The organism is Nocardioides hwasunensis (assembly GCF_014779665.1).
GTDB lineage: Bacteria > Actinomycetota > Actinomycetes > Propionibacteriales > Nocardioidaceae > Nocardioides > Nocardioides hwasunensis.
Genome location: NZ_JACXYY010000001.1, coordinates 621701 through 641144, shown reverse-complemented (window position 1 = coordinate 641144; position 19444 = coordinate 621701). Strand labels below are relative to the sequence as shown.

The window sequence follows — 19444 nt, the reverse complement described above, 5'->3', positions numbered from 1 at the left end:
CCACGTCGCGCTCATCCACGTCCCTAGACTGCGACGGTGAGACGTCGTCTGGACCAGCTGGTGGCGCACCCCTCCGCGGTGCTGCTCGCCGCCCAGCTGCTGCAGGTGCTGGCCTGGCCGTTCCTGGGCGGGTCCAGGATCGGTGGCGCCCTCCTCGGCGTGATCGGGATGCTCGCCGTGGGATCCGCGGTGCTGGCGGTCCGGCGTACGCCCGTGGTGAGCCGGGTCGTGTTCCTGCTCGGCGGCCCGGCGATGGTGCTGACGCTGCTCGAGCCGCTCTTCCCCACCAGCGACCCGGTCGTCCTGGTGTCGGGCCTGCTGCACGCGCCGTTCTACTTCTACGTGTCCTACGCGATGCTGCGCTACCTCTTCCACGACGAGGAGGTGACCACCGACGAGTACTTCGCGACCGGTGCCGCCTTCACCGTGGTGGCCTGGGGCTTCGCCTACGTGTTCGCCGCCATCCAGGTCGTCTGGCCGAGCTCGTTCTCCAACGCCGGCGGCTTCGACCACACCTGGTTCGAGCTGCTCTACCTCTCCTTCTCGACGCTCACCAGCGTCGGCCTGTCCGACATCGTGGCGGTCGGGGCCCAGGCCCGATCGGTGCTGATGGTCGAGATGATGGTGGGCGTCTTCTACGTCGCGATGGTCGTGGCGCGGATGGTCGGCCTGACCATGATGCGGCGCCGCTGAGCGGACGCGAGGTGGCGCTCAGCGCTCCCAGCCCTCGGGCCGGTCCCGCTTCGGCAGGCGCGAGCCGACCAGCCGGTAGGACTCCTCGACGGCCTCGACGAGCTCGTCGTCGGGGATCGCACCGGCGAGGGCCAGGTCGTTCCAGCCCGCCCTGCCGATGTAGGCCATGACGCTGGCGTCGTCGGGGTAGCGCTCGAGCCACTCGTCGGCGACCTCGCGGGTGACAGCGGCCTTCACCCCGACGCGGTCGGCGCCGAGGAACGCGAAGATCTTGCCCCGCTCCGCCGGACCGACCTTGAACACCGGGTGCTCGTGGTCCCACGGGTTGTCCGGCCAGGCGCCCGGGAGGCCGGCGCACACGGCATGCATCTCCTCCACCCGCACGCCGGACCTCCCGGGGTCGTGGCTCAGTCGTCGTCGCCCTCCTCGTCGTCGTCGAGGAGGCCCTTCTTCTCGGCAGCCTGCACGATCCTGCGGACGTTGTCGATGCTCCCGCAGTCGTTGTCGAGCTGGGCGTTGCGCTCGGCCGCGAAGACCTTGCCGAGGTCGGCGCGCACCTGCTCGCCGACCTCCTCACGAGCCGGGTTGAGGATGGTCAGCTCCTCCTCGGTGAGGTGGTGGTTGAGCGCCGTGGCCAGCTCCTCCACCGCGTCGTCGAACGCCTGCGTGTCGGTGCCCTTGAGCTCGAGCACCTTGAGCATCGCCTCGTGGCCCTCGGCGTGCTCCTCCTCGCCGTGCTCGGCCTCGTGCTCGGTGATCGCGTCCTTGCCACGCAGCTTGGGGTAGACGTGCTTCTCCTCCGCCTCGGCGTGCGCGACGTGCAGGGCCGCGAGCGCGCGGCGCACGGCGTCGCGGTCGGAGCTGCTGTCGCGGAGCTGTCGCATGAGCGACTCGAAGCGCCGGTGGTCCTCGAGGATGAGGTCGATGACGTCGCCGGAGATGGGCCTGCCGAGGTCGATGGGAGTGCTCATGCGTCGACGCTAGGCGAGGCACCAAGCGAGGGACCTCACCCCTGCGGGTCGGCGCCCGCCCCACCGGCACCGGCCCGTCCGGGTCGGCGCGCGTGCCTATGCTGGCGGCATGTCGTCAGCCGTGTGGAGTCGCTTCGAGCACGACCCCCGAACTCCCCAGGCGGCCCGGCTCCGCGCCTCGGACAAGGACCGGGACGTCGCCCTCGAGGTGCTCGGCCAGGCGTTCGCCGACGGGCGCATCGACCACCAGGAGTACGACGAGCGCTCCACCGCCGTCACCAGGGCCAAGGTGCTCGGTGACGTCCTGCCGCACCTGGAGGACCTGGTCCCCGACGAGCCGGTGGCCTCGCTGGCCGTCCGCGGCTCGGGCTCCCTCGTCACCGCGGACATGCACGAGCAGGCCGTCGCGAAGTGGGCCTCGGACCGCCGCGAGGCCGTGATGGGGCTGGTCGGGATCTCGGTCCTGCTCTGGACGATCTGGGCGATCACCATGCCCGGCGGCTTCCCGTGGCCGCTCTTCCCGATGGGCTTCGCGATGATGAACCTCGCGCGCACGATCGTGCAGAAGAAGGACATCGTCGCCGCTCACGAGAAGCGGCTCGCGAAGCGGGCGAAGAAGGCGGTCGACCTCGAGCGCCAGAAGGCCAAGGAGCTGGAGTCGGGCTCAGACGACTGAGCCGCTCCTCACTTCGTCGCCGGCGCACTCGCTTCGCTCGCACGCAGCTCCTCGCTCGTCGGGTGCGCCACAGACCTCGTTCCTCGGTCTGCGCGCACCGCTCCTCACTTCGTCGCTTCCATCATCTGGCGGAGCTCCTTCTTCAGGTCCGAGATCTCGTCGCGCAGGCGGGCGGCGACCTCGAACTGCAGCTCCGCGGCGGCCGTCTTCATCTGGTCGGTCAGCCCCTGGATGAGCTCGGCGAGGTCGGTGCTCGGGATGCCGGCGGTGTCGGGTGCCTCGGAGTGGATCCGCGACAGGGCGGGCGTCGGCGACTTGCCGGCCTTGACGCCGCCGGCGCGACCCTTCTGGCCGACGTCGGCCCACGTGCGCAGCAGCTCCTCGGTGTTCTCGTCCTCGCGGGCGAGCATCTCGGTGATGTCGGCGATCTTCTTGCGCAGCGGCTGGGGGTCGATCCCGCGCTCGGTGTTGTAGGCGACCTGGATGGCCCGACGACGGTTGGTCTCGCCGATCGCCATCTCCATCGACGGCGTGATCTTGTCGGCGTACATGTGGACCTGGCCGGACACGTTGCGAGCGGCGCGACCGATGGTCTGGATCAGCGACTTGTCGGAGCGCAGGAAGCCCTCCTTGTCGGCGTCGAGGATCGAGACCAGCGACACCTCGGGCAGGTCGAGGCCCTCGCGCAGCAGGTTGATGCCGACGAGCACGTCGTACTCGCCCATCCGCAGCTCACGCAGCAGCTCGATGCGACGCAGGGTGTCGACCTCGGAGTGGAGGTATCGGGTGCGGATGCCGGCGTCGAGGAGGTAGTCGGTGAGGTCCTCGGACATCTTCTTGGTCAGCGTCGTGACCAGGACCCGCTCCTCCTTCTCCGAGCGGGTGCGGATCTCGTGGATCAGGTCGTCGATCTGACCCTTGGTGGGCTTGACCACGACCTCGGGGTCGATGAGGCCGGTCGGCCGGATGATCTGCTGGACCGTGCCGTCGATGCCGCCGACCTTGTCGAGCTCGTAGTTGCCGGGGGTGGCGGAGAGGTAGATCGTCTGGCCGATCCGGTCGAGGAACTCCTCCCACCGCAGCGGACGGTTGTCCATCGCGCTCGGGAGCCGGAAGCCGTGGTCGACGAGGTTGCGCTTGCGCGACATGTCGCCCTCGTACATCCCGCCGATCTGCGGCACGGCGACGTGGGACTCGTCGACGACGAGCACGAAGTCCTCGGGGAAGTAGTCGAGGAGGGTGTTGGGCGCGGTCCCGGGCTTGCGTCCGTCCATGTGCATCGAGTAGTTCTCGATGCCCGAGCACGAGCCCACCTGACGCATCATCTCGACGTCGTAGGTGGTGCGCATCCGCAGGCGCTGGGCCTCGAGCAGCTTGCCCTGCTTCTCGAACACGGCGAGCTGGTCCTCGAGCTCGAGCTCGATGCCCTTGATCGCGCGCTCCATCCGCTCGGGGCCGGCGACGTAGTGGGTCGCGGGGAAGACGTGGAGCTCGGTGTCCTCCGAGATCACCTCGCCCGTGATCGGGTGGAGCGTCATCAGGCGCTCGATCTCGTCGCCGAAGAACTCGATGCGCACCGCGAGCTCCTCGTAGACCGGGAAGATCTCGAGGGTGTCGCCGCGGACCCGGAACGTGCCTCGGGTGAACGACATGTCGTTGCGCGTGTATTGGATCTCGACCAGCCGGCGCAGCACCGAGTCGCGGTCGTGCTCCTCGCCGACGTTGAGCCGCAGCATGCGGTCGACGTACTCCTGGGGGGTGCCGAGACCGTAGATGCAGGACACCGTCGAGACCACGATCGTGTCGCGGCGGGTGAGCAGGCTGTTGGTCGCGCTGTGGCGCAGCCGCTCGACCTCCTCGTTGATCGAGGAGTCCTTCTCGATGTAGGTGTCGGTCTGGGGGACGTAGGCCTCGGGCTGGTAGTAGTCGTAGTAGGACACGAAGTACTCGACGGCGTTCTGCGGGAACAGCTGGCGCAGCTCGTTGGCGAACTGCGCGGCGAGCGTCTTGTTGGGCTGGAGCACCAGCACCGGGCGCTGCACCTGCTCGGCGACCCAGGCGACCGTGGCGGTCTTGCCGGTGCCGGTCGCGCCGAGGAGCACGACGTCCTGCTCGCCGCCGTTGATCCGCTCGACGATCTCCTTGATCGCCGTCGGCTGGTCGCCCGACGGCTCGTAGTCGGAGACGACCTCGAAGGGCGCCACACGGCGCTGCAGATCGGTGATGGGACGCATGCGTCGAGCCTACGACCAGCCACCGACAACGCTCCCACCACCGCTGGAGCACCTACGCTCGTCCGGTGCCCCACCCGTCACAGCCGCCGGACCACGTGCTCGACCTGTTCGCGGCCGAGGGCGTCCTGGAGCCGCTCGAGGGCGGCCGCGGCACCAGCTGGCGAGCCGGCGACCTCGTGCTCTCGCCCGGTCACGACGAGTCGGAGGCGTGGCTGGCGCCGATCCAGGCGCGTCTCGCCGTGCGTCTCGACGAGGCCTCGCCACGCTCGCTGCGGCTGGCGCTGCCCGTCCCCGCGCGCGACGGCAATCTCACCGCCGACGGCTGGGCGGCCACCCGCTTCGAACCCGGCACGACCCCCTGCCGGCACCTGGCCACCCTCCAGGCCACCGCACACCTCCTGCACGCCCGACTGGCCGCCGCCGTGCCCGAGCGGCCCGCGGGGCTGGACGCGCGTGACGACCGCTGGGCCCGCGCCGAGCGGGCGGCGTACGACGGCACGGCCGCCCGTCTCGCCGCACGGTCGGACCCCGGTGGCATCCGTGATCTCGTCCGCTCGCTGGAGGCGGCGCTCGACGAGACCGACCTCGGCCGCGAGCAGCTGGTGCACACCGATCTCGCGAACAACGTGCTGCTCGACGCGACAGGCATCCCGTTCGTCATCGACTTCTCCCCCGCCTGGCGCTCGCCCCTGTGGGCGGAGGCGGTCTGCGTGCTCGACGCCGTGCTCTGGCAGGACGCCCCGGCCGAGGCGCTCGACGACTGGCGGTCGGGCGCGCAGCGTCAGGCGATGCTGCGGGCCGCGCTGTTCCGGGTGCTGTCCGACGAGACGTGCGACGTCGCTCGCTACGCCGCGCTGGATCTTGCAGACGCGTAGGCTCGCACCATGACGGCGTCGAGGGACACCAGCAGGCGAGGACCGGCGTTCGCAGCAGTCCTGGGCGTGCTGTGGCTCGCGATGGGCGTCTTCTACCTCGGCGACGGGCGGACCTGGCTGGGTCTGGCCGGGATGGCGCTGGGCGCCGTCAGCCTGGTCACGTGGTGGTGGCCGGACACCGCCTTCGCCAGGTTCGTGTGGACCTCGCCGTTCCGGCGCAAGAAGGGGACCGACGAGCTCAGCGCACCCGATCGAGGGTGACGACCCGGACGCCGGCGGGCAGGTCGACCTGGTCCACCGCCCCGAAGCGGGCGTGGGCGAAGGGCCCCTCGAACAGCCGCTTGCCGTCCCCGATCACCGACGGGTTGACCTTCAGCACGAGCCGGTCGATCTCGGGGAGCAGGGCGTGGGCCAGCGTCCCACCGCCGACGAGCCAGATGTCCTTCCCGGCCTCGGCCTTGAGCTCGCGCACCCGCGCGAGCGGCTCTTCGGGGACGACCTCGACCGGGAGGTCGCTGCGGTCGGCGAGCGTGCGGGACACCACGAGGTGGCGCAGGTGGGGGTAGGCGTCGAGGAGGCCAGCGGCCAGCCCGATGTCGTAGGACCCGCGTCCCTCGATGACGGTGTCGAACGACGTCCCGGGGTCGTCCACGCCCATCGCCGCGCGCGCGGGACCGGGCAGCGTCTCGGGCCAGGTGGCCACCAGGTGCTCGACGAGGTCGGGGGTCACCGGGAGGAAGTCGGAGCCGCTGGGGTCTCCCCCGTCCGGGCCGGCGATGAATCCGTCGAGGGTGACGGCGACGAGGTAGACGAGGCGGCGCATCCGCCAAGCCTGCCATCGCCACCTCGACGACCGGGTTGTTGCCGCGTCCGCGCGCGTCGCGCAGGATGCGGGGATGGACCAGACGACCGCCACGAGCGTCAACGCGCGGCGGTGGGGCTTCGCCCTCAGCGGCCTGTGGACCGTCCTCGCGGTCTGGGGCCTCGTCCTCGGCAACCTCTGGCTGCCCCTCTTCCAGCTCCTCCTCGCGGCCCTGACCCTCGCCACGACGTACTCCCCTCGCGCAGCGGCCGCGCTGCACGCGCCGCTCCTGCCGCGCCGGAGGCGGAACTGAGCGGTCACCCGTGGCCGATGCTGGGTAGGTTGTCCGCGTGACTGCCGGACGCCTGATGACCGCCGTACGCCGGACGCTCCTCACGCTGCTCGGGCTCCAGGTCGGCTTGGCGCTCACCCTCTCCCTCGTCGACTCCTACCGCCGCCGCGGCAAGAAGCCCAAGCCGTTCCCGGTGACCGAGCCGGAGACCGTTCCGGTCGGCAGCGGCGAGATCACGACCTACACCTTCGGGCGCGACCTCTACGACGACATGCTGGCCGCGATCGACGGCGCCAAGAAGCAGATCCTCTTCGAGACCTACATCTGGAAGGGCGACGAGATCGGGTGGAAGTTCAAGACCGCCCTCACCGCCGCCGCCGACCGAGGTGTCGACGTGCACTGCGTCTACGACGGCTTCGCCAACATCGTCGTCTCCCCCGCCTTCAAGCGGTTCTCGCCGTCGCTCAAGGTGCTGCGCTACCCCGTGTGGACGGCCGGCCTGCGCTTCTGGGACCTGCGCCGCTACGGCCGCAACCACCGCAAGATGCTCGTGATCGACGAGGAGGTCGCCTTCCTCGGCGGCTACAACATCGGCTCGGCCTACGCCACCGAGTGGCGTGACACCCACGTGCGGATCACCGGCCCGGGCGTGTGGGACATGAAGCGCGCCTTCGCGGACTTCTGGAACCTCAACCGCCGCCACCGGATCCGGCGCAACGAGCGCCCGCTGCTGCTCGAGACCGCCTCCGACTGGGATCCGCAGATCCGGATCCACAAGAACATCCCGCGCCAGTGGAACTTCCCGATCCGGAGCATGTACCTCGAGGCGATCCAGCGTGCCAGCCGCAACATCTGGCTGACCACCGCCTACTTCCTGCCCGACCAGGACTTCGTCGACTCGGTCGCCGAGGCGGCGCAGCGCGGCGTGGACGTCCGCATCCTGCTTCCGCTGAAGTCCAACCACATCGTCGCCGACTGGATCTCGCGCGGCTACTACGGCCAGCTGCTCGCGGCGGGCGTGCGGATCCTGCGCTTCAAGGACGCGATGGTGCACGCCAAGACCGCCACCATCGACGGCAGCTGGTCGACCGTCGGCACCGCGAACATCGACCGGCTCAGCCTCCAGGGCAACTACGAGATCAACCTCGAGGTCATCGACCCCGCCTTCGCCAGGACGATGGAGCAGGTCTTCCTCACCGACGAGTCGAACTGCCTCGAGCTCAGCCTCGCCGAGTGGCAGGCCCGCGACCTCAACCGGAAGTTCACCGAGAGCTTCCTCGCGCCGCTGCGTCCGCTGCTCTGAGTCAGGTGTGACGCTCTGGTTGGTGGGCCGTCGGTCCACGTGGTTGAGTTCGTCGCTGTGTTGACGTCGATGCTCCTCGGCATGGCCACAGCGGGCGTGATCGTGCTCCTGCTGGGCCTGGCCAAGCCGCTGCCGGAGTGTCCGGAGTGCGGGCAGCGCGTGGCGCGCATCCGGTGGCCGGACAGCGGGACGCAGGCGATCAGGGGCGGATGGACCTGCAAGCGGTGCGGCTGCCGGATGGATCGCCGAGGGCGACCGACCGGCGGCGAGCCCGAGCCGAGGCCGGAGGGCTGAGCACCGCTCAGCGCGTCGGCAGGTGGGTCGGGATGCTCATCCGCGGCCCCCGTCGCGGCCGGGACGGTCCGCCGGCGATCGCCATCGCCGCCGCGCGGCCGCGCTGCGGGCGGTAGGGCTCGAGCAGCTCGCCCATCTCCTCGTCGGTGATGTCGTGCCCGACCAGCGCCCAGCCGACCCAGTTGGCGAGGTGGTAGTCGCCGAAGCTCACCGCGTCGACGTCGCCGAGGGCGCGCATCCGGACCTCGGCGCTGGTCCACACACCGATCCCGCGGATCGACCGCAACCGCCTGTCCGCCTCCTCGTGGGAGACCTGGGTGATCCGCTCCAGCGACGCCCCGAGCCGGCAGGCGGTGACCATCGTGCGCGACTGCGCCGGCTGCACGCCGAGGCGCAGCCACTCCCACGACGGGATCGCCGCGATGACGTCGGGGGTCGGCTGCAGCATGAGGCGCAGCGCCGCCACCGGGCCGGGCGCGGGCTCGCCGTGACGGCGCACGAGCTCGCGGAACGACCCGAACGCCTGCTTGCCGGTGACCTTCTGCTCCAGGATCGAGGGCACCAGCGACTCCATCACGAGGCCGGTGCCACCGAGCCGCCAGTGCCTGTGGCGCTTGAGCCCCTCGGCGACCTGGGGATGGTGGGCGACGAACCCGCTCGGGTCGTCGTCGGCGCCGAGCAGCGCGGGCAGCCGGTCGAGCGCCCACTCGGCCCCCGGCCCCCACGCGCGGGCGAGGACGTCGCCCGAGGTCGGCCGGGCCTGGACGCACAGCGACGCCGGCCCGGTCGGCGTACGCATGGCGCGCCAGATGCGTCCGTCGTCGAGGTGCCGCTGGGTCGGGTCGCCGGCCCCGCGTCGCTGCGGGCGCAGCACCTGACCGACTGCGCACGGCCAGTCGGGCACCCACGTGCGGGTGCGCTCGACAGCGCCGGAGCCGGTGGAGGGGGCCATGGGTGCGACGTTAGACGAGCCCACCGACTAGGTTGCCGCCCATGGCAGACGGACGGGCAGACGGACGGTCAGACGGACGGTCAGACGGCACGGGCGGGACGGCGAACCAGCGCGAGATCGAGGCCGGCATCCAGCGCGACTTCTCGCAGTCGCTGTCCTACGGCGACTACCTGCGACTCGACGTGCTGCTCTCGGCGCAGCAGCCGCTGTCGGACCCGCCGCAGCACGACGAGCTGCTCTTCATCGTCCAGCACCAGACCAGCGAGCTGTGGCTCAAGCTGCTGCTCCACGAGCTGCGCTCGGCGCGCGCCCTGCTGCGCACCGACGACCTCTCCCCCGCGCTCAAGCGGATGGCCCGGGTCAAGCACATCCAGCACACCCTCACCGACCAGTGGTCGGTGCTGGCGACGCTGACGCCGAGCGAGTACGCCGAGATCCGCCCCTTCCTCGCGACCAGCTCGGGCTTCCAGTCCGCGCAGTACCGCGAGGTCGAGTTCCTCCTCGGCAACAAGAACGCCGAGATGGTCAAGGTCTTCGCCCACGACGACACCACCCGCGCCGCCCTCGACGAGCTGCTCCACGAGCCCTCGCTCTACGACGAGTTCCTGGCCTACCTCTCCCGCCAGGGCTACGCCGTCCCGCAGCGGCTGCTCGAGCGCGACTGGACGCTGCCGCACACGGCGGACGAGGAGCTGATCGACGTCTTCGCCTCCGTCTACGCCGCACCGGCCGAGCACTGGGGCGTCTACGAGACCTGCGAGGAGCTCGTCGACATCGAGGACTCCTTCCAGCAGTGGCGCTTCCGGCACCTCCAGGTCGTCCAGCGGGTCATCGGCCACAAGATCGGCACCGGCGGGTCGTCGGGGGTGGACTTCCTCAGGCGCGCGCTCTCGCTGACCTTCTTCCCGGAGCTCTACGAGGTGCGCACGCGCATCGGGCAGTGAGGTCGACGTGCTCCACGTGATGTTCCTCGAGCCCCGGATCCCGCCCAACACGGGCAACGCGATCCGGATGGTCGCCGCGACCGGCGCCACCCTGCACCTCGTCGAGCCCCTCGGCTTCGAGCTGTCCGAGCCCAGGCTCAGGCGCGCCGGGCTCGACTACCACGACCTCGCGTCGGTGACGGTGCACGCCGGCCTCGACGCCGCGCTGTCCAGCGCGGAGCTGGCCGGCTCGCGGGTGTTCGCGTTCACCGCGCATGCGACCCGGTGGCACACCGACGTCGACTACCGGCCCGACGACGTCCTGCTCTTCGGGCCGGAGCCGACCGGCCTCTCCGCAGAGGTGCTCGCCCACGAGCGGGTGAGCGACCGGCTCCGGATCCCGATGATCGCCGGGCGTCGGTCGCTCAACCTGTCGAACTCGGCGGCCGTGGCGACCTACGAGGCGTGGCGTCAGCAGGGATTCCCGGGCGCCACCTAGGCAGGCTCAGAGCAGGCGGCCGCAGGTGGGCCACGGCGAGCGCCCGCGCTGCTGGTAGAGCAGCTTGGCGCGGTAGGTCTGCTCGGCCGCCGAGGCGGAGGTGGGCAGGCCGGAGCCGCCGACGCTGCGCCAGGTCCCGGTGTCGAACTGGTAGAGCCCGTAGTAGCCCGCCGCGTTGACCGCCTGGGGGTTGCCGCCCGACTCGCAGTTGGCCAGCGCGCCCCAGTTGAGCCCGTCGGCGCCGGGGACGGAGTAGGCCGCGCGGCCGACCAGCACGCGACGCGGACGTGGCTCCTTCACGAGCTTCTTCTTGATCACGCGATACTTCACGGCCTCGCCGTTGTGGAACGTCTTCATCGCGACGACCTTGCGGACGCCCGCGCGGCCGGTGCTGACGACCTTGCGCTTGCCGGGCTTGAGCTTGGTCGTCGAGACCTCGACGGTGCCCCGGGGGACCTTCTGCGTCTTGACCTTGCGCTTCTTCTCGACCTGCGTCAGCCGCACGAGGTCGCCCTCGCGGACACGCTTCTTCGCGCCGGTGACCGTGCGCCCGTCGCGGACCACGTCGACCAGGTCGTCGCTGCCGACGGACACGCCGTGTGCCTCGAGCAGCTGGGTCGGCCACACCCTCGGGATGGTGGCGACCTCGACGGGCGGCTGGTCGGCCACCTTCAGCTCCACGCCCACGGGCGTGTCCGCGCTCGCGGCCTGGGCCGAGGCGCTGCCGGGCGCGAGCGTCAGGGCGAGAGCCACCGCGGCGGTTGCGGCGGCGAGCCCTCGCGGGCGTACGAACAGGGCGGGTGTGGTGGTGGCACGCACGTGCTTCTTACCTCACGGGGGTCGGGGGTGCGCCTCTCCGGGCGCTCGGACGCGACGCCGTACGGGTGGGGCGTCGGGGCCGCGGCGCACGTCCACCTCACGACGGGAGGTGCCTCGCACAGGACGAGGAGCACTGCCTGCGGCTCATCCACCAGAACATTTCCGACCGGGCATGTCGAATCGTGCGGGCCGGTTCAGGCGCTCCGGAGGTCGGTCACGCCCTCGTAGCCGGCGAACCCCACGGCCGGGTCCCAGTCGGCGGCCGCGAGCTCACCGGCCAGCACGTACGCCCCGACGAGGGCCAGCCCCGTTCCGGCTCCGGACATCGGGGAGGCGCTGAACGCGGCGTCGCCGACCAGCCCGACCCGGCCCGTCGACCAGTGCTCCATGACGACCTGGGCGACCTGGTCGAGCTAGAAGTCGGGCGCGTCGTCGAGGTGCTCCAGGATGCGCGGGGCCTCCCACCCGAAACCGGCCATGTGCTCGCGCAGGAGCCGCCTCTGGGGCGTCGACGCCGTCGGCATCCCGGGTGAGCCCGGTGATCCGGTCGCCGAAGACGTAGTCCACGTCGGCGCTGGTGTCGTCGTGCAGCACCTGCGCGAAGTCGCCGCGCAGCACCTCGATCTCCGACACGTAGCCGTCGCCGTCGTCGTCGGACGCACTGAACGTCTCCAGCACGTTGCCGTCGGCGTCGACCTTGCTCATGATGATCTCCTCACGACCGGGCGCTCGGTGGCGCCCTCCCAGCATGACGACGAACGGCGACCCGTCCCCACGACACCCGGTGGGGCACTAGAATTCCTTCGTGAACGACGTCCGCGTGATCGCCTACTTCGCCGGCGACCCGACGAGGACCTACCAGCTCGTGCAGTGGCTGGAGGTCCTCGAGATCCTGGACGGCGCCCACCCGGTCGGGCTGGTCATGCGCGATCCCGACTCCGCCGCAGTGGTCGGGGCCCGCACCCGCCTGCCGATCCGCACCGCCTCGACCTTCGCCGAGCTCACCGAGACCTACGCCGAGATCGACGCCAAGGTCGTGCTCTACTGCAACAACTCGCCGCTCAACTTCGAGTCGCTGGTCGACAGCCGCATGCTGCACGTGCACATCAACCACGGTGAGAGCGACAAGCAGTCCATGGCGAGCAACAACGCCAGGGCCTACGACCGCGTGTTCGTCGCCGGGGACGCCGCCGTGCATCGCTACGTCTCGGGCCTGCTCGACTTCGACGCCGGGCGCCTCGTGCGGATCGGCCGCCCGCAGCTCGATCTCCCCCGCACTCCCCTGCTCGCCCCGAGCGCGCGGCGCACAGTGATGTACGCCCCCACCTGGGAGGGCGACGCCGACTACAACGACTACACCTCGGTCGTCACGCTCGGCGAGTCGATCGTCCGGGCGATCCTCGACGTCCCTGACGTGCGGCTGGTCTACAAGCCGCACCCGAAGGTCACGACCAGCCTCGATCCCCATGTCGCCGAGGCGCACCTGGGCATCCTGCAGCTCATCGCCGAGGCGGACCCGGCTGCAGGTCACGCCGACGTCCTGAGCGGTGACATCCTCGCCGTCATGCCCGGCTGCGACGCCCTCGTGACAGACGTCTCGTCGGTCGGGCTCGACTGGCTCTACCTGCACACGGACCGGCCCGTCTTCCTGACCGATCCCCGCGGTGAGGCCGAGCTGCTGCTGGAGCAGGTGCCGATCAGCCGCTGTGCCGACATCCTCGACGCGGACGCCGTCGGCTCTCTCGCCGCGCTCCTGGCCGACCGGCTCGACCACGACGAGCACCACCTCGCCCGGCTCGCCATGCGCCACCACTACTTCGACGACCTCCAGGTCGGCGACAGCACGGGCCGCTTCCTGACCGCGGTCTCGGAGCTCGTCGAGCTGCGCGACCGTCTCGTCGCCGGCGACGAGACGGACTCGGCCATCGAGGCGTGACCCGGCTCGCGCGTTCGTGTCGGCACACGAGTGCGCTTCGCGAGCAGCGGATCAGCGCGTGGGTCACTATGCTGCGCTCCTACCACCACCAACACGTGACGCGGGGGCAGACATGATCATCGAGCCCGGAAAGCAACGGCCGCAGGGCCCGTGGGACCCCAACGAGAAGAAGAAGTACTTCGACACCAGGGAGGCGTGGCTCTGGCTGCCGCTGCTCGGGTTGATCGGTGCTCTCGTCGCCGCCGTCTACTTCTTCGGGTAGCGCTCGACGTAGTCCACGAGCGCCGCAGAGGTCGGGTCCTACGAGCCCGCGAGGGCGGGCGCCGTGGATCCGGCCATTCCGCCGTGGGCGCGCCGTCGGATCACTAGGCTCCTCGACGAGCCGGTGCGTGAGGCATCGGCCGCGCCACGGACCGACGTGGTCGACGATCGTCCTGTGGAGGCCACCCGACCATGAGTCGTCCTGCTGACGCGCGCAAGCGCACCTTCGCACTGGTCGTGCGCCTGCTCGTCACGGCGGTGGTGAGCGGGCTGCTCGCCGTCGCCCCCACGTCGGCCCACGCCCTCTCGTCCGCTGCCGCGGGTCCGCCCCAGCTCGGCGTCACGCTCGTCGTCGACGACGATTCCGTCGAGGGGGGTCAGGCGGTCCAGCACACGATCGGGCTGACCAGCGCCGGCGGATCGACCGCGGAGGGCGCCCGGATCTGGAGCGTGCTGCCGTCGGGGATCACCTGTGCGGCGATCACCGCCGCCTCCGACGGGGGCGCCTGTGCCAGCGGCCGGATCGCGTGGTCCGGTGTCGACGTCGCGACCGGCGCCACCAGGACCCTCACCTACACCTTGACCGTCCCCGACGGTGTCAGCCCGGGCGTGGCCTACGCCGGCGTCGTCGGCGTCGTGGACTACTCCTACACCGCTGACGACGGCTCGACGATCCGGCTCGTCCCGGACAACGCGCAGGTCACGGACCCCACCCTTCCCGTGGCCAACGCACCAGCGGCCGAGGCGACCGTCGTCATCCGCACCCCCGCCGCCGCGGTGGTGATGACCCGCACCACCTCGGTCACCGAGTCCGGCAACGCCGCCGGCCAGGCGACGATCGGCGAGGTCGTGACCTACACCGTCGTCACCACGATCCCCCGCAACACCACGGTGTACGGCGCGAGGGTCACCGACCCGCTCGGGTCCCGCCAGCAGCTGGTGCCCGGCAGCCTCTGCGTCAACGGCTGCACCCTCGACGGCGCTGCCTTCGGCGGCGTCGCCCAGTCGCCGGCCGACACCGTCGTCGCCACGCTGCCCACGCCCTACCGGCCGACGAGCGCCGACGGCGTGCTGGTCCTGACCTTCCAGGCCACGGTCCTCGACGTGGCGGCCAACGTCCGCGGCAGCTCGCTCACCAACACCGCGACGGTGTCGTACGCCGACCAGGACGGGTCGCCCCGCACCCGTGCCGGCGCGGTCGGCACCACCGTCGTCGAGCCCCGGACCGCAGCCGCCATGACCCACGCCGGGTCGGCGACCGTCACCCCCGGACAGGCGAAGGCGTTCACCGTCACCGCCTCGAACTCGTCCGCGACGAACGTCTCGACCGCTCACGACGTGACGCTGGCCGCCTCCCTCCCCGCCGGCATCGAGCCGGTGACGATCAACGACGGCGGTGCCTGGAACGCGGCGGCCCGGACCATCACGTGGACGGTCGCGTCGCTCGCCCCCGGGGCGTCCACCGCGCGGACCTACACCGTCCAGGTCGAGTCACCGGCCGTGGGCGGCATCACCTACACCAGCTCGCTGGCGATGACGAGCCGCAGCCTCCCCGGCGTCCCCGGTGCGCGCACGGGGGCCTCGAGCTCGAGCACGGCCGTCGACTACTCGGCCAGCGCGTCCGACGTGCTCCGAGTGGTGCTTCTTTCGGTCGTCCACGACGTCGACCGCCCCACCGCCACCGTCGGCAGCGCCGTGACGTGGCGGGTCGGCGTCGAGGTCCCGGCCGGGGTGCGCAGCCTCGACACCACCGTGGTCGGCAGCGTCCCGGACGGCCTGGCCGTCGAGGGCTACGGCGCCGTCACGTGCACCGCCGGCTGCCCGGGCACCGACCCGGAAGTGATCACCTTCGCCCCGACCGCGAGCGGCTCCGCCCAGCAGGCCGCGTGGTTCCTCGGCGACCTCGCACCGGCCGCGCAGAAGCGCACCTACGAGCTCGTCCTGCGCGGTCATGTCCTGTCGAGCCGGCGCGCCGGTGGCACCGTGACCGCGCCGGCGTCGTTCACCAGCACCGTCCGGGTGCGGACCAACCGGGCCGACACTCTTCCGGCCGCGCCCGCGTCCGTCCCGGCGACGTACGCCGACACGGTGGGGCCGGCCTCGGCCACGACGGCGGTGCGCGAGCCCGCCGTCGCGCTCGACAAGAGCGTCGACCGGGGCCCCTACGTCGAGGCCGGCGACCTGGTGACCTACTCGGTCACGATCGAGAACACCGCCACCTGGCCGGCGTACGACGTCGAGGTGGTGGACGTGCCCGACGCCGAGCTGGTCGACGTCACGCTCGTCGACGGGGCCTCGCGTAGCACGGACGGCTGGACGGCCGACGACCCCGACCTGCGCTGGCTGGTCCCTGGCCCGCTGGCCGCCGGCGCGAGCCAGACCTTCACCTACACCGCGCGGCTCGCGCCGGGCGCCACGCTCACGTCCGGCGACCAGGTGTCGAACACCGCCCGGGTCGCGTCCTACTCCGGCGCGTCGACCGCCGAGCGCGCGGACGCGCCCACCAACCCGTGGCGTGGATACACCGGTCCCAGCGACACCGTCACGGTCACCGTCGCCAAGCCGCAGCTCACCCTCACCCACACTCCCGACGACGCCGCTGCCACTGCCGGGTCGGACGCGACCTTCACCCTCACGGTGACCAACACCGACACCCGCGCCACCGCCCACGGCGTCGTCGTCCGCGACGTGCTCCCCGACGGCCTCTCCTACGTCAGCAGCTCGCCGTCCGCGACGGTCTCGGACCGCACGGTCCAGTGGGGCGTCGGCACCCTGGCGCCCGGCGCGTCCTCGACCGTGACGCTGGTCGTCCGGGTGGGCTCCGACGTGGAGAGCGGCACCACGCTCACCGCCACGGCGTCCACGCACGCCGACGAGGTGCCGACCGGGACGACCGACGCCGGTTCGCTGGTGGTCGGCACGGCGACAGACGTATCGGTCGCCAAGACCGCGTCACGCAGGTCGGTGCTGGCGGGCGAGGAGATCGTCTACACGCTCACCACCACCAACGCCGGCCCGTCGGACGCTCGCGTCACGGTGCTCACCGACACGCTGCCGTCGTACCTGACCTTCGTCGAGCTCGACGACCCGGACCGGTGCGGCGTCGACGGGCAGACGATCACCTGCGCCTACGGCACGCTCGCGCCTGGCGCGGTCCGCGAGGTCGAGGTCACCGTCCTGGTCGCCGCAGCCCGGACGGGCTCGGTCACCAACGCCGCCGACGTCGCCACCACGACGCCCGACTCGGTCCCGGCCAACAACCACAGCCAGGTGACCACGCCGGTCGCGGCCCCCGCGCCGTTCACCACCGGACCGGTCGCTGCCATCTCAGGGGAGGCGGTCCTGGGCGGCACGCTCACCGCCACCCCGACCGGGCTCGACGCCACGACCCCGTCCGCGCAGTCCTTCTCCTACGCCTGGGCCGCCGACGGCGCCGAGATCGACGGCGCCACCGGGACGACGCTCGCCCTCTCCCCTGCCCTCGTGGGTGCGAGGATCACCGTCACGGTGACGGCCCGGCGCTTCGGATACGTCGACGCGGCCAGCACGTCGGCTGCGACCGCACCGGTCGCGAGGGCGACCTTCGCGACCGGCCCCTCGGCTGCGATCAGCGGCGAGGCGGTCTTCGGCGCCACTCTGTCCGCCACGCCCGGCCCGTCCCAGACCGGCTCGACGAGCCCGACGGCCGACTCCCTCACCTACCAGTGGCTCGCCGACGGCACGCCGATCGAGGGCGCCACCGGCCCCACGCTCGCGATGACCTCCTCGTTGGTCGGCAGGGAGATCACGGTGGCCGTGACGGCGCACCGGGTCGCGTACGTCGACGCGGTGGGCGTGTCCGCGCCGACCGCGCCGGTCGCGAAGGCCGCCTTCACCGCCGGCCCCACCGCCAGCGTCAGCGGCACCGCGCAGGTCGGCCAGACGCTGACCGCCGACGCGGGCGTCCCGGCGCCCTCACCGGAGCACTACGCCTTCGCCTGGCGTGCTGACGGCGCCGCCATCGCCGGGGCGACCGGCTCGACCCTCACGCTGACCAGCGCCCAGCGCGGCCAGCGGATCAGCGTCACGGTCACGGCCTCCCGCACCGGGTACGCCGACGTCACCAGCACCTCGGCCCCGACCGCGCCCGTCTCCACGGACCAGGCACCCGGTCTCGAGCTGTCGCTCGCGGTGCCCAAGAAGGCACGGGGAGGCGAGACGCCCGACGGCGAGGCCACCGCGCTCCGCGGCCGACGCGTCACACTGAGCTGGAGCGCCACCGACGCCCAGGAGCTGACGGCGACCGGCCCATTGAAGGCAGCGCTGGTCCGGCGCTACGGCGACCAGCCCGTGCCCGTCACCGGAAGCGTCCGCGTGCGCCTCGACCGATCCGGCACCCACACCTTCCGGCTGCGCGCGACCAACGAGGCCGGCGCCACGAGCGCCGCCGCCACCATCGTCGCGGTCCGCAGGCCCACCGTCCTCAAGGTGACCGCACCGTCGTCGGCCCGCAGGGGCGAGTCCATCATGGTGCTCGCCGCGGGCCTCGGCTCCCGGGAGCGCTTCTACGTCACCATCCAGGGCGACACGACCACGACCCGCCTCTACGCCGGGCGCGCCACCTCCCGAGGCACGTTCATCCGCACGCTCAAGCTCCCCAAGACCCTCGGCCGCGGCTTCCACCTGATCGAGGTCACCGGCCGCGCGACCCACCGCTCGGGGACGGCAGGCATCGGGCTGCGGTAGTCCTGGTGGGTTTTCGAAAGAGACGTGGATCGTTGGCTCGGGACTGAGCCGAGTGCCGCGTCAGTTGCGGCACTAAGACGCAGGTTGCTCATCAGCCGGCCAGGGCGTCCGAAAGCATCACTGCGCGCCGCACAGCCGTGCACTTGTTCGCTAGCTGCCCACGTAGTGGTTCCACTGCCAATCGGCCAGATCGAAGCCAGTGTCGACGCCGGAGCGAGCGTAGATGCGCGCTTCGACCTCGGCCCCGACAGACCGCAGAGCCGCGGAGTAGCGCCGATATTCAGAACGGCCGATCTGTATGAAGTCGCCAGTCGAGTAGTGATGCCGCGTAGCCAGACCGGGACTCTTCTTAAGCGCACTCTTGTCTACCCGACCAGCCCGATGGACGAGGACGTCGCGCAGTGCCGAGAAGTCTTGCAACGTTGATGCCATGTCGCTCGGTATTGAGGTTCCGGGCCGTGGCGGGAACCCAATGCTCGTGAGCACGCGTTCCCATCGCTCTGGGGCTGATCCGTAGAGGCGAGGGAAGTCAGGGACCTGATCTGACACCGTTGAGATTGCGGCTTTGCGGATCGACTCGCGCGCCTCCTCATCGAGCGACGGCCATGCTGCTGAGTGCTCAAAGTCGCGCAGTCTTGTGAGGATGCGATCTGCCAGCACGGTCGCTGAATAGTCTCGGACGGTCGGACCGAGCCGTTCAACAAGCGAGTCCAGGTTTCCGAACAGTCCGACGAGCACAACGCCGTTCAGGAATGAATGACCGGATGCTCGGTCGGCTTTCGCCATCTCGCTACGTTCCCATGCGGCCTGAGCCTCATCGTCATCCCCATCGAACCCATCCCTGATCATGCTTTCGATGCCACCGATAGCGAACACTCGGACGCGTTCGGCTTGGTCGACGTAGTCGAAGTAGTCAGCCAGGATCGCTGTCCCGTCCCGTTCCAGCCTGGGATCGACCCGAGCCGCGTTCAGCTGACGACGCGCGTAGTCGCCCAATCGGCCCTCGCCGACCGCGTTGCTAGCAAGCGGCGCTGCCTCAGGAATTCCTTCCGCGCCTGGCGACTCATTCATGCGACCATTCAAGCGCACGTGCCAGCGTGCTCTCTCGCGATCGAGGGGCTAGTAGTTGCTCGGGGAGGGTCGTAGGCGCATCCAACACAGGAGGCGCGCGCTCGGGTGTAGAGAAAGC

19 protein-coding genes and 1 pseudogene are annotated in these 19444 nt (G+C 71.1%); 12 read left to right on the top strand and 8 right to left on the bottom strand.

Annotated features, from left to right (window positions below; all coding sequences use genetic code 11):
- The first annotated feature begins 36 nt into the window (after positions 1–36).
- On the top strand, positions 37–693 hold the full coding sequence (locus IEZ25_RS03185; protein WP_191197913.1) for an ion channel: 657 nt from the start codon (positions 37–39) through the stop codon (positions 691–693).
- An 18-nt stretch (positions 694–711) separates the two neighbouring features.
- Here IEZ25_RS03185 and IEZ25_RS03180 read toward each other — a convergent pair whose 3' ends face one another.
- Together IEZ25_RS03180 and IEZ25_RS03175 are read right to left on the bottom strand one after the other, a co-directional pair.
- Positions 712–1077, bottom strand: coding sequence for an MmcQ/YjbR family DNA-binding protein (locus IEZ25_RS03180; RefSeq protein WP_318152012.1), 366 nt, complete (start codon positions 1075–1077; stop codon positions 712–714).
- 23 nt (positions 1078–1100) lie between these two features.
- Positions 1101–1664 (bottom strand): hemerythrin domain-containing protein, encoded by a 564-nt coding sequence (locus tag IEZ25_RS03175; protein ID WP_191197912.1) that lies wholly within the window; start codon positions 1662–1664, stop codon positions 1101–1103.
- Positions 1665–1773: 109 nt separating this feature from the next.
- Between IEZ25_RS03175 and IEZ25_RS03170 the strand changes: the two genes are divergently transcribed.
- A complete protein-coding gene (locus IEZ25_RS03170) occupies positions 1774–2340 on the top strand; it encodes a DUF1707 SHOCT-like domain-containing protein (RefSeq protein WP_191197911.1) in 567 nt (188 codons plus the stop codon).
- A gap of 104 nt (positions 2341–2444) precedes the next feature.
- Here the strand turns inward: IEZ25_RS03170 and uvrB are convergent, their stop codons facing one another.
- Positions 2445–4574 (bottom strand): excinuclease ABC subunit UvrB, encoded by a 2130-nt coding sequence (gene uvrB / locus IEZ25_RS03165; protein ID WP_191197910.1) that lies wholly within the window; start codon positions 4572–4574, stop codon positions 2445–2447.
- Between the two features lie 65 nt (positions 4575–4639).
- Between uvrB and IEZ25_RS03160 the strand changes: the two genes are divergently transcribed.
- Together IEZ25_RS03160 and IEZ25_RS03155 are read left to right on the top strand one after the other, a co-directional pair.
- Positions 4640–5449, top strand: a complete 810-nt coding sequence (locus IEZ25_RS03160) for a hypothetical protein (RefSeq protein ID WP_224748278.1) — start codon at positions 4640–4642, stop codon at positions 5447–5449.
- A gap of 9 nt (positions 5450–5458) precedes the next feature.
- A complete protein-coding gene (locus tag IEZ25_RS03155) occupies positions 5459–5710 on the top strand; it encodes a hypothetical protein (protein ID WP_191197909.1) in 252 nt (83 codons plus the stop codon).
- On the opposite strand, the gene IEZ25_RS03150 is transcribed toward IEZ25_RS03155, so the two are convergent.
- Positions 5688–6272 (bottom strand): dihydrofolate reductase family protein, encoded by a 585-nt coding sequence (locus IEZ25_RS03150; RefSeq protein WP_191197908.1) that lies wholly within the window; start codon positions 6270–6272, stop codon positions 5688–5690. The genes IEZ25_RS03155 and IEZ25_RS03150 overlap by 23 nt on opposite strands.
- A 73-nt stretch (positions 6273–6345) precedes the next feature.
- On the opposite strand from IEZ25_RS03150, the gene IEZ25_RS03145 reads away from it, so the two are divergent.
- The 3 genes from IEZ25_RS03145 (at position 6346) to IEZ25_RS03135 (ending at position 8140) form a co-directional block, all read left to right on the top strand.
- Positions 6346–6564 carry a hypothetical protein gene (locus IEZ25_RS03145; RefSeq protein ID WP_191197907.1) on the top strand — a complete coding sequence of 73 codons (219 nt, stop codon included), beginning with the start codon at positions 6346–6348 and terminating at the stop codon, positions 6562–6564.
- Between the two features lie 37 nt (positions 6565–6601).
- Positions 6602–7846: a phospholipase D-like domain-containing protein gene (locus tag IEZ25_RS03140; RefSeq protein ID WP_318152011.1), complete on the top strand. Its 1245-nt coding sequence runs from the start codon at positions 6602–6604 to the stop codon at positions 7844–7846.
- A gap of 81 nt (positions 7847–7927) precedes the next feature.
- Positions 7928–8140 carry a hypothetical protein gene (locus IEZ25_RS03135; RefSeq protein ID WP_191197906.1) on the top strand — a complete coding sequence of 71 codons (213 nt, stop codon included), beginning with the start codon at positions 7928–7930 and terminating at the stop codon, positions 8138–8140.
- A 7-nt stretch (positions 8141–8147) separates the two neighbouring features.
- On the opposite strand, the gene IEZ25_RS03130 is transcribed toward IEZ25_RS03135, so the two are convergent.
- The gene (locus tag IEZ25_RS03130; protein WP_191197905.1) at positions 8148–9092 is read right to left on the bottom strand and encodes a DNA-3-methyladenine glycosylase family protein; all 945 of its coding nucleotides are present in this window, start codon (positions 9090–9092) and stop codon (positions 8148–8150) included.
- 41 nt (positions 9093–9133) lie between these two features.
- On the opposite strand from IEZ25_RS03130, the gene kynA reads away from it, so the two are divergent.
- Both kynA and IEZ25_RS03120 read left to right on the top strand, forming a co-directional pair.
- Positions 9134–10036: a tryptophan 2,3-dioxygenase gene (gene kynA / locus IEZ25_RS03125; RefSeq protein ID WP_191197904.1), complete on the top strand. Its 903-nt coding sequence runs from the start codon at positions 9134–9136 to the stop codon at positions 10034–10036.
- Positions 10037–10043: 7 nt separating this feature from the next.
- Positions 10044–10514 carry a tRNA (cytidine(34)-2'-O)-methyltransferase gene (locus IEZ25_RS03120; RefSeq protein WP_191197903.1) on the top strand — a complete coding sequence of 157 codons (471 nt, stop codon included), beginning with the start codon at positions 10044–10046 and terminating at the stop codon, positions 10512–10514.
- 6 nt (positions 10515–10520) lie between these two features.
- Here the strand turns inward: IEZ25_RS03120 and IEZ25_RS21240 are convergent, their stop codons facing one another.
- Together IEZ25_RS21240 and IEZ25_RS21235 are read right to left on the bottom strand one after the other, a co-directional pair.
- Positions 10521–11333, bottom strand: coding sequence for a resuscitation-promoting factor (locus IEZ25_RS21240; RefSeq protein ID WP_318152010.1), 813 nt, complete (start codon positions 11331–11333; stop codon positions 10521–10523).
- A 194-nt stretch (positions 11334–11527) separates the two neighbouring features.
- A pseudogene (locus tag IEZ25_RS21235) lies at positions 11528–11725 on the bottom strand (FAD-dependent monooxygenase); the annotation flags it as partial.
- A gap of 413 nt (positions 11726–12138) precedes the next feature.
- Between IEZ25_RS21235 and IEZ25_RS03105 the strand changes: the two are divergent.
- The 3 genes from IEZ25_RS03105 to IEZ25_RS03095 all read left to right on the top strand — a co-directional run bounded on the left by IEZ25_RS03105 (position 12139) and on the right by IEZ25_RS03095 (position 18255).
- On the top strand, positions 12139–13269 hold the full coding sequence (locus IEZ25_RS03105) for a CDP-glycerol glycerophosphotransferase family protein (RefSeq protein ID WP_191197902.1): 1131 nt from the start codon (positions 12139–12141) through the stop codon (positions 13267–13269).
- Positions 13270–13381: 112 nt separating this feature from the next.
- A complete protein-coding gene (locus IEZ25_RS03100) occupies positions 13382–13531 on the top strand; it encodes a hypothetical protein (RefSeq protein ID WP_191197901.1) in 150 nt (49 codons plus the stop codon).
- A 191-nt stretch (positions 13532–13722) separates the two neighbouring features.
- Positions 13723–18255, top strand: a complete 4533-nt coding sequence (locus IEZ25_RS03095; protein WP_191197900.1) for a DUF11 domain-containing protein — start codon at positions 13723–13725, stop codon at positions 18253–18255.
- A gap of 150 nt (positions 18256–18405) precedes the next feature.
- On the opposite strand, the gene IEZ25_RS03090 is transcribed toward IEZ25_RS03095, so the two are convergent.
- Complete coding sequence (locus IEZ25_RS03090; protein ID WP_191197899.1) at positions 18406–19326, bottom strand: hypothetical protein; 921 nt, start codon at positions 19324–19326, stop codon at positions 18406–18408.
- Positions 19327–19444: the final 118 nt, after the last annotated feature.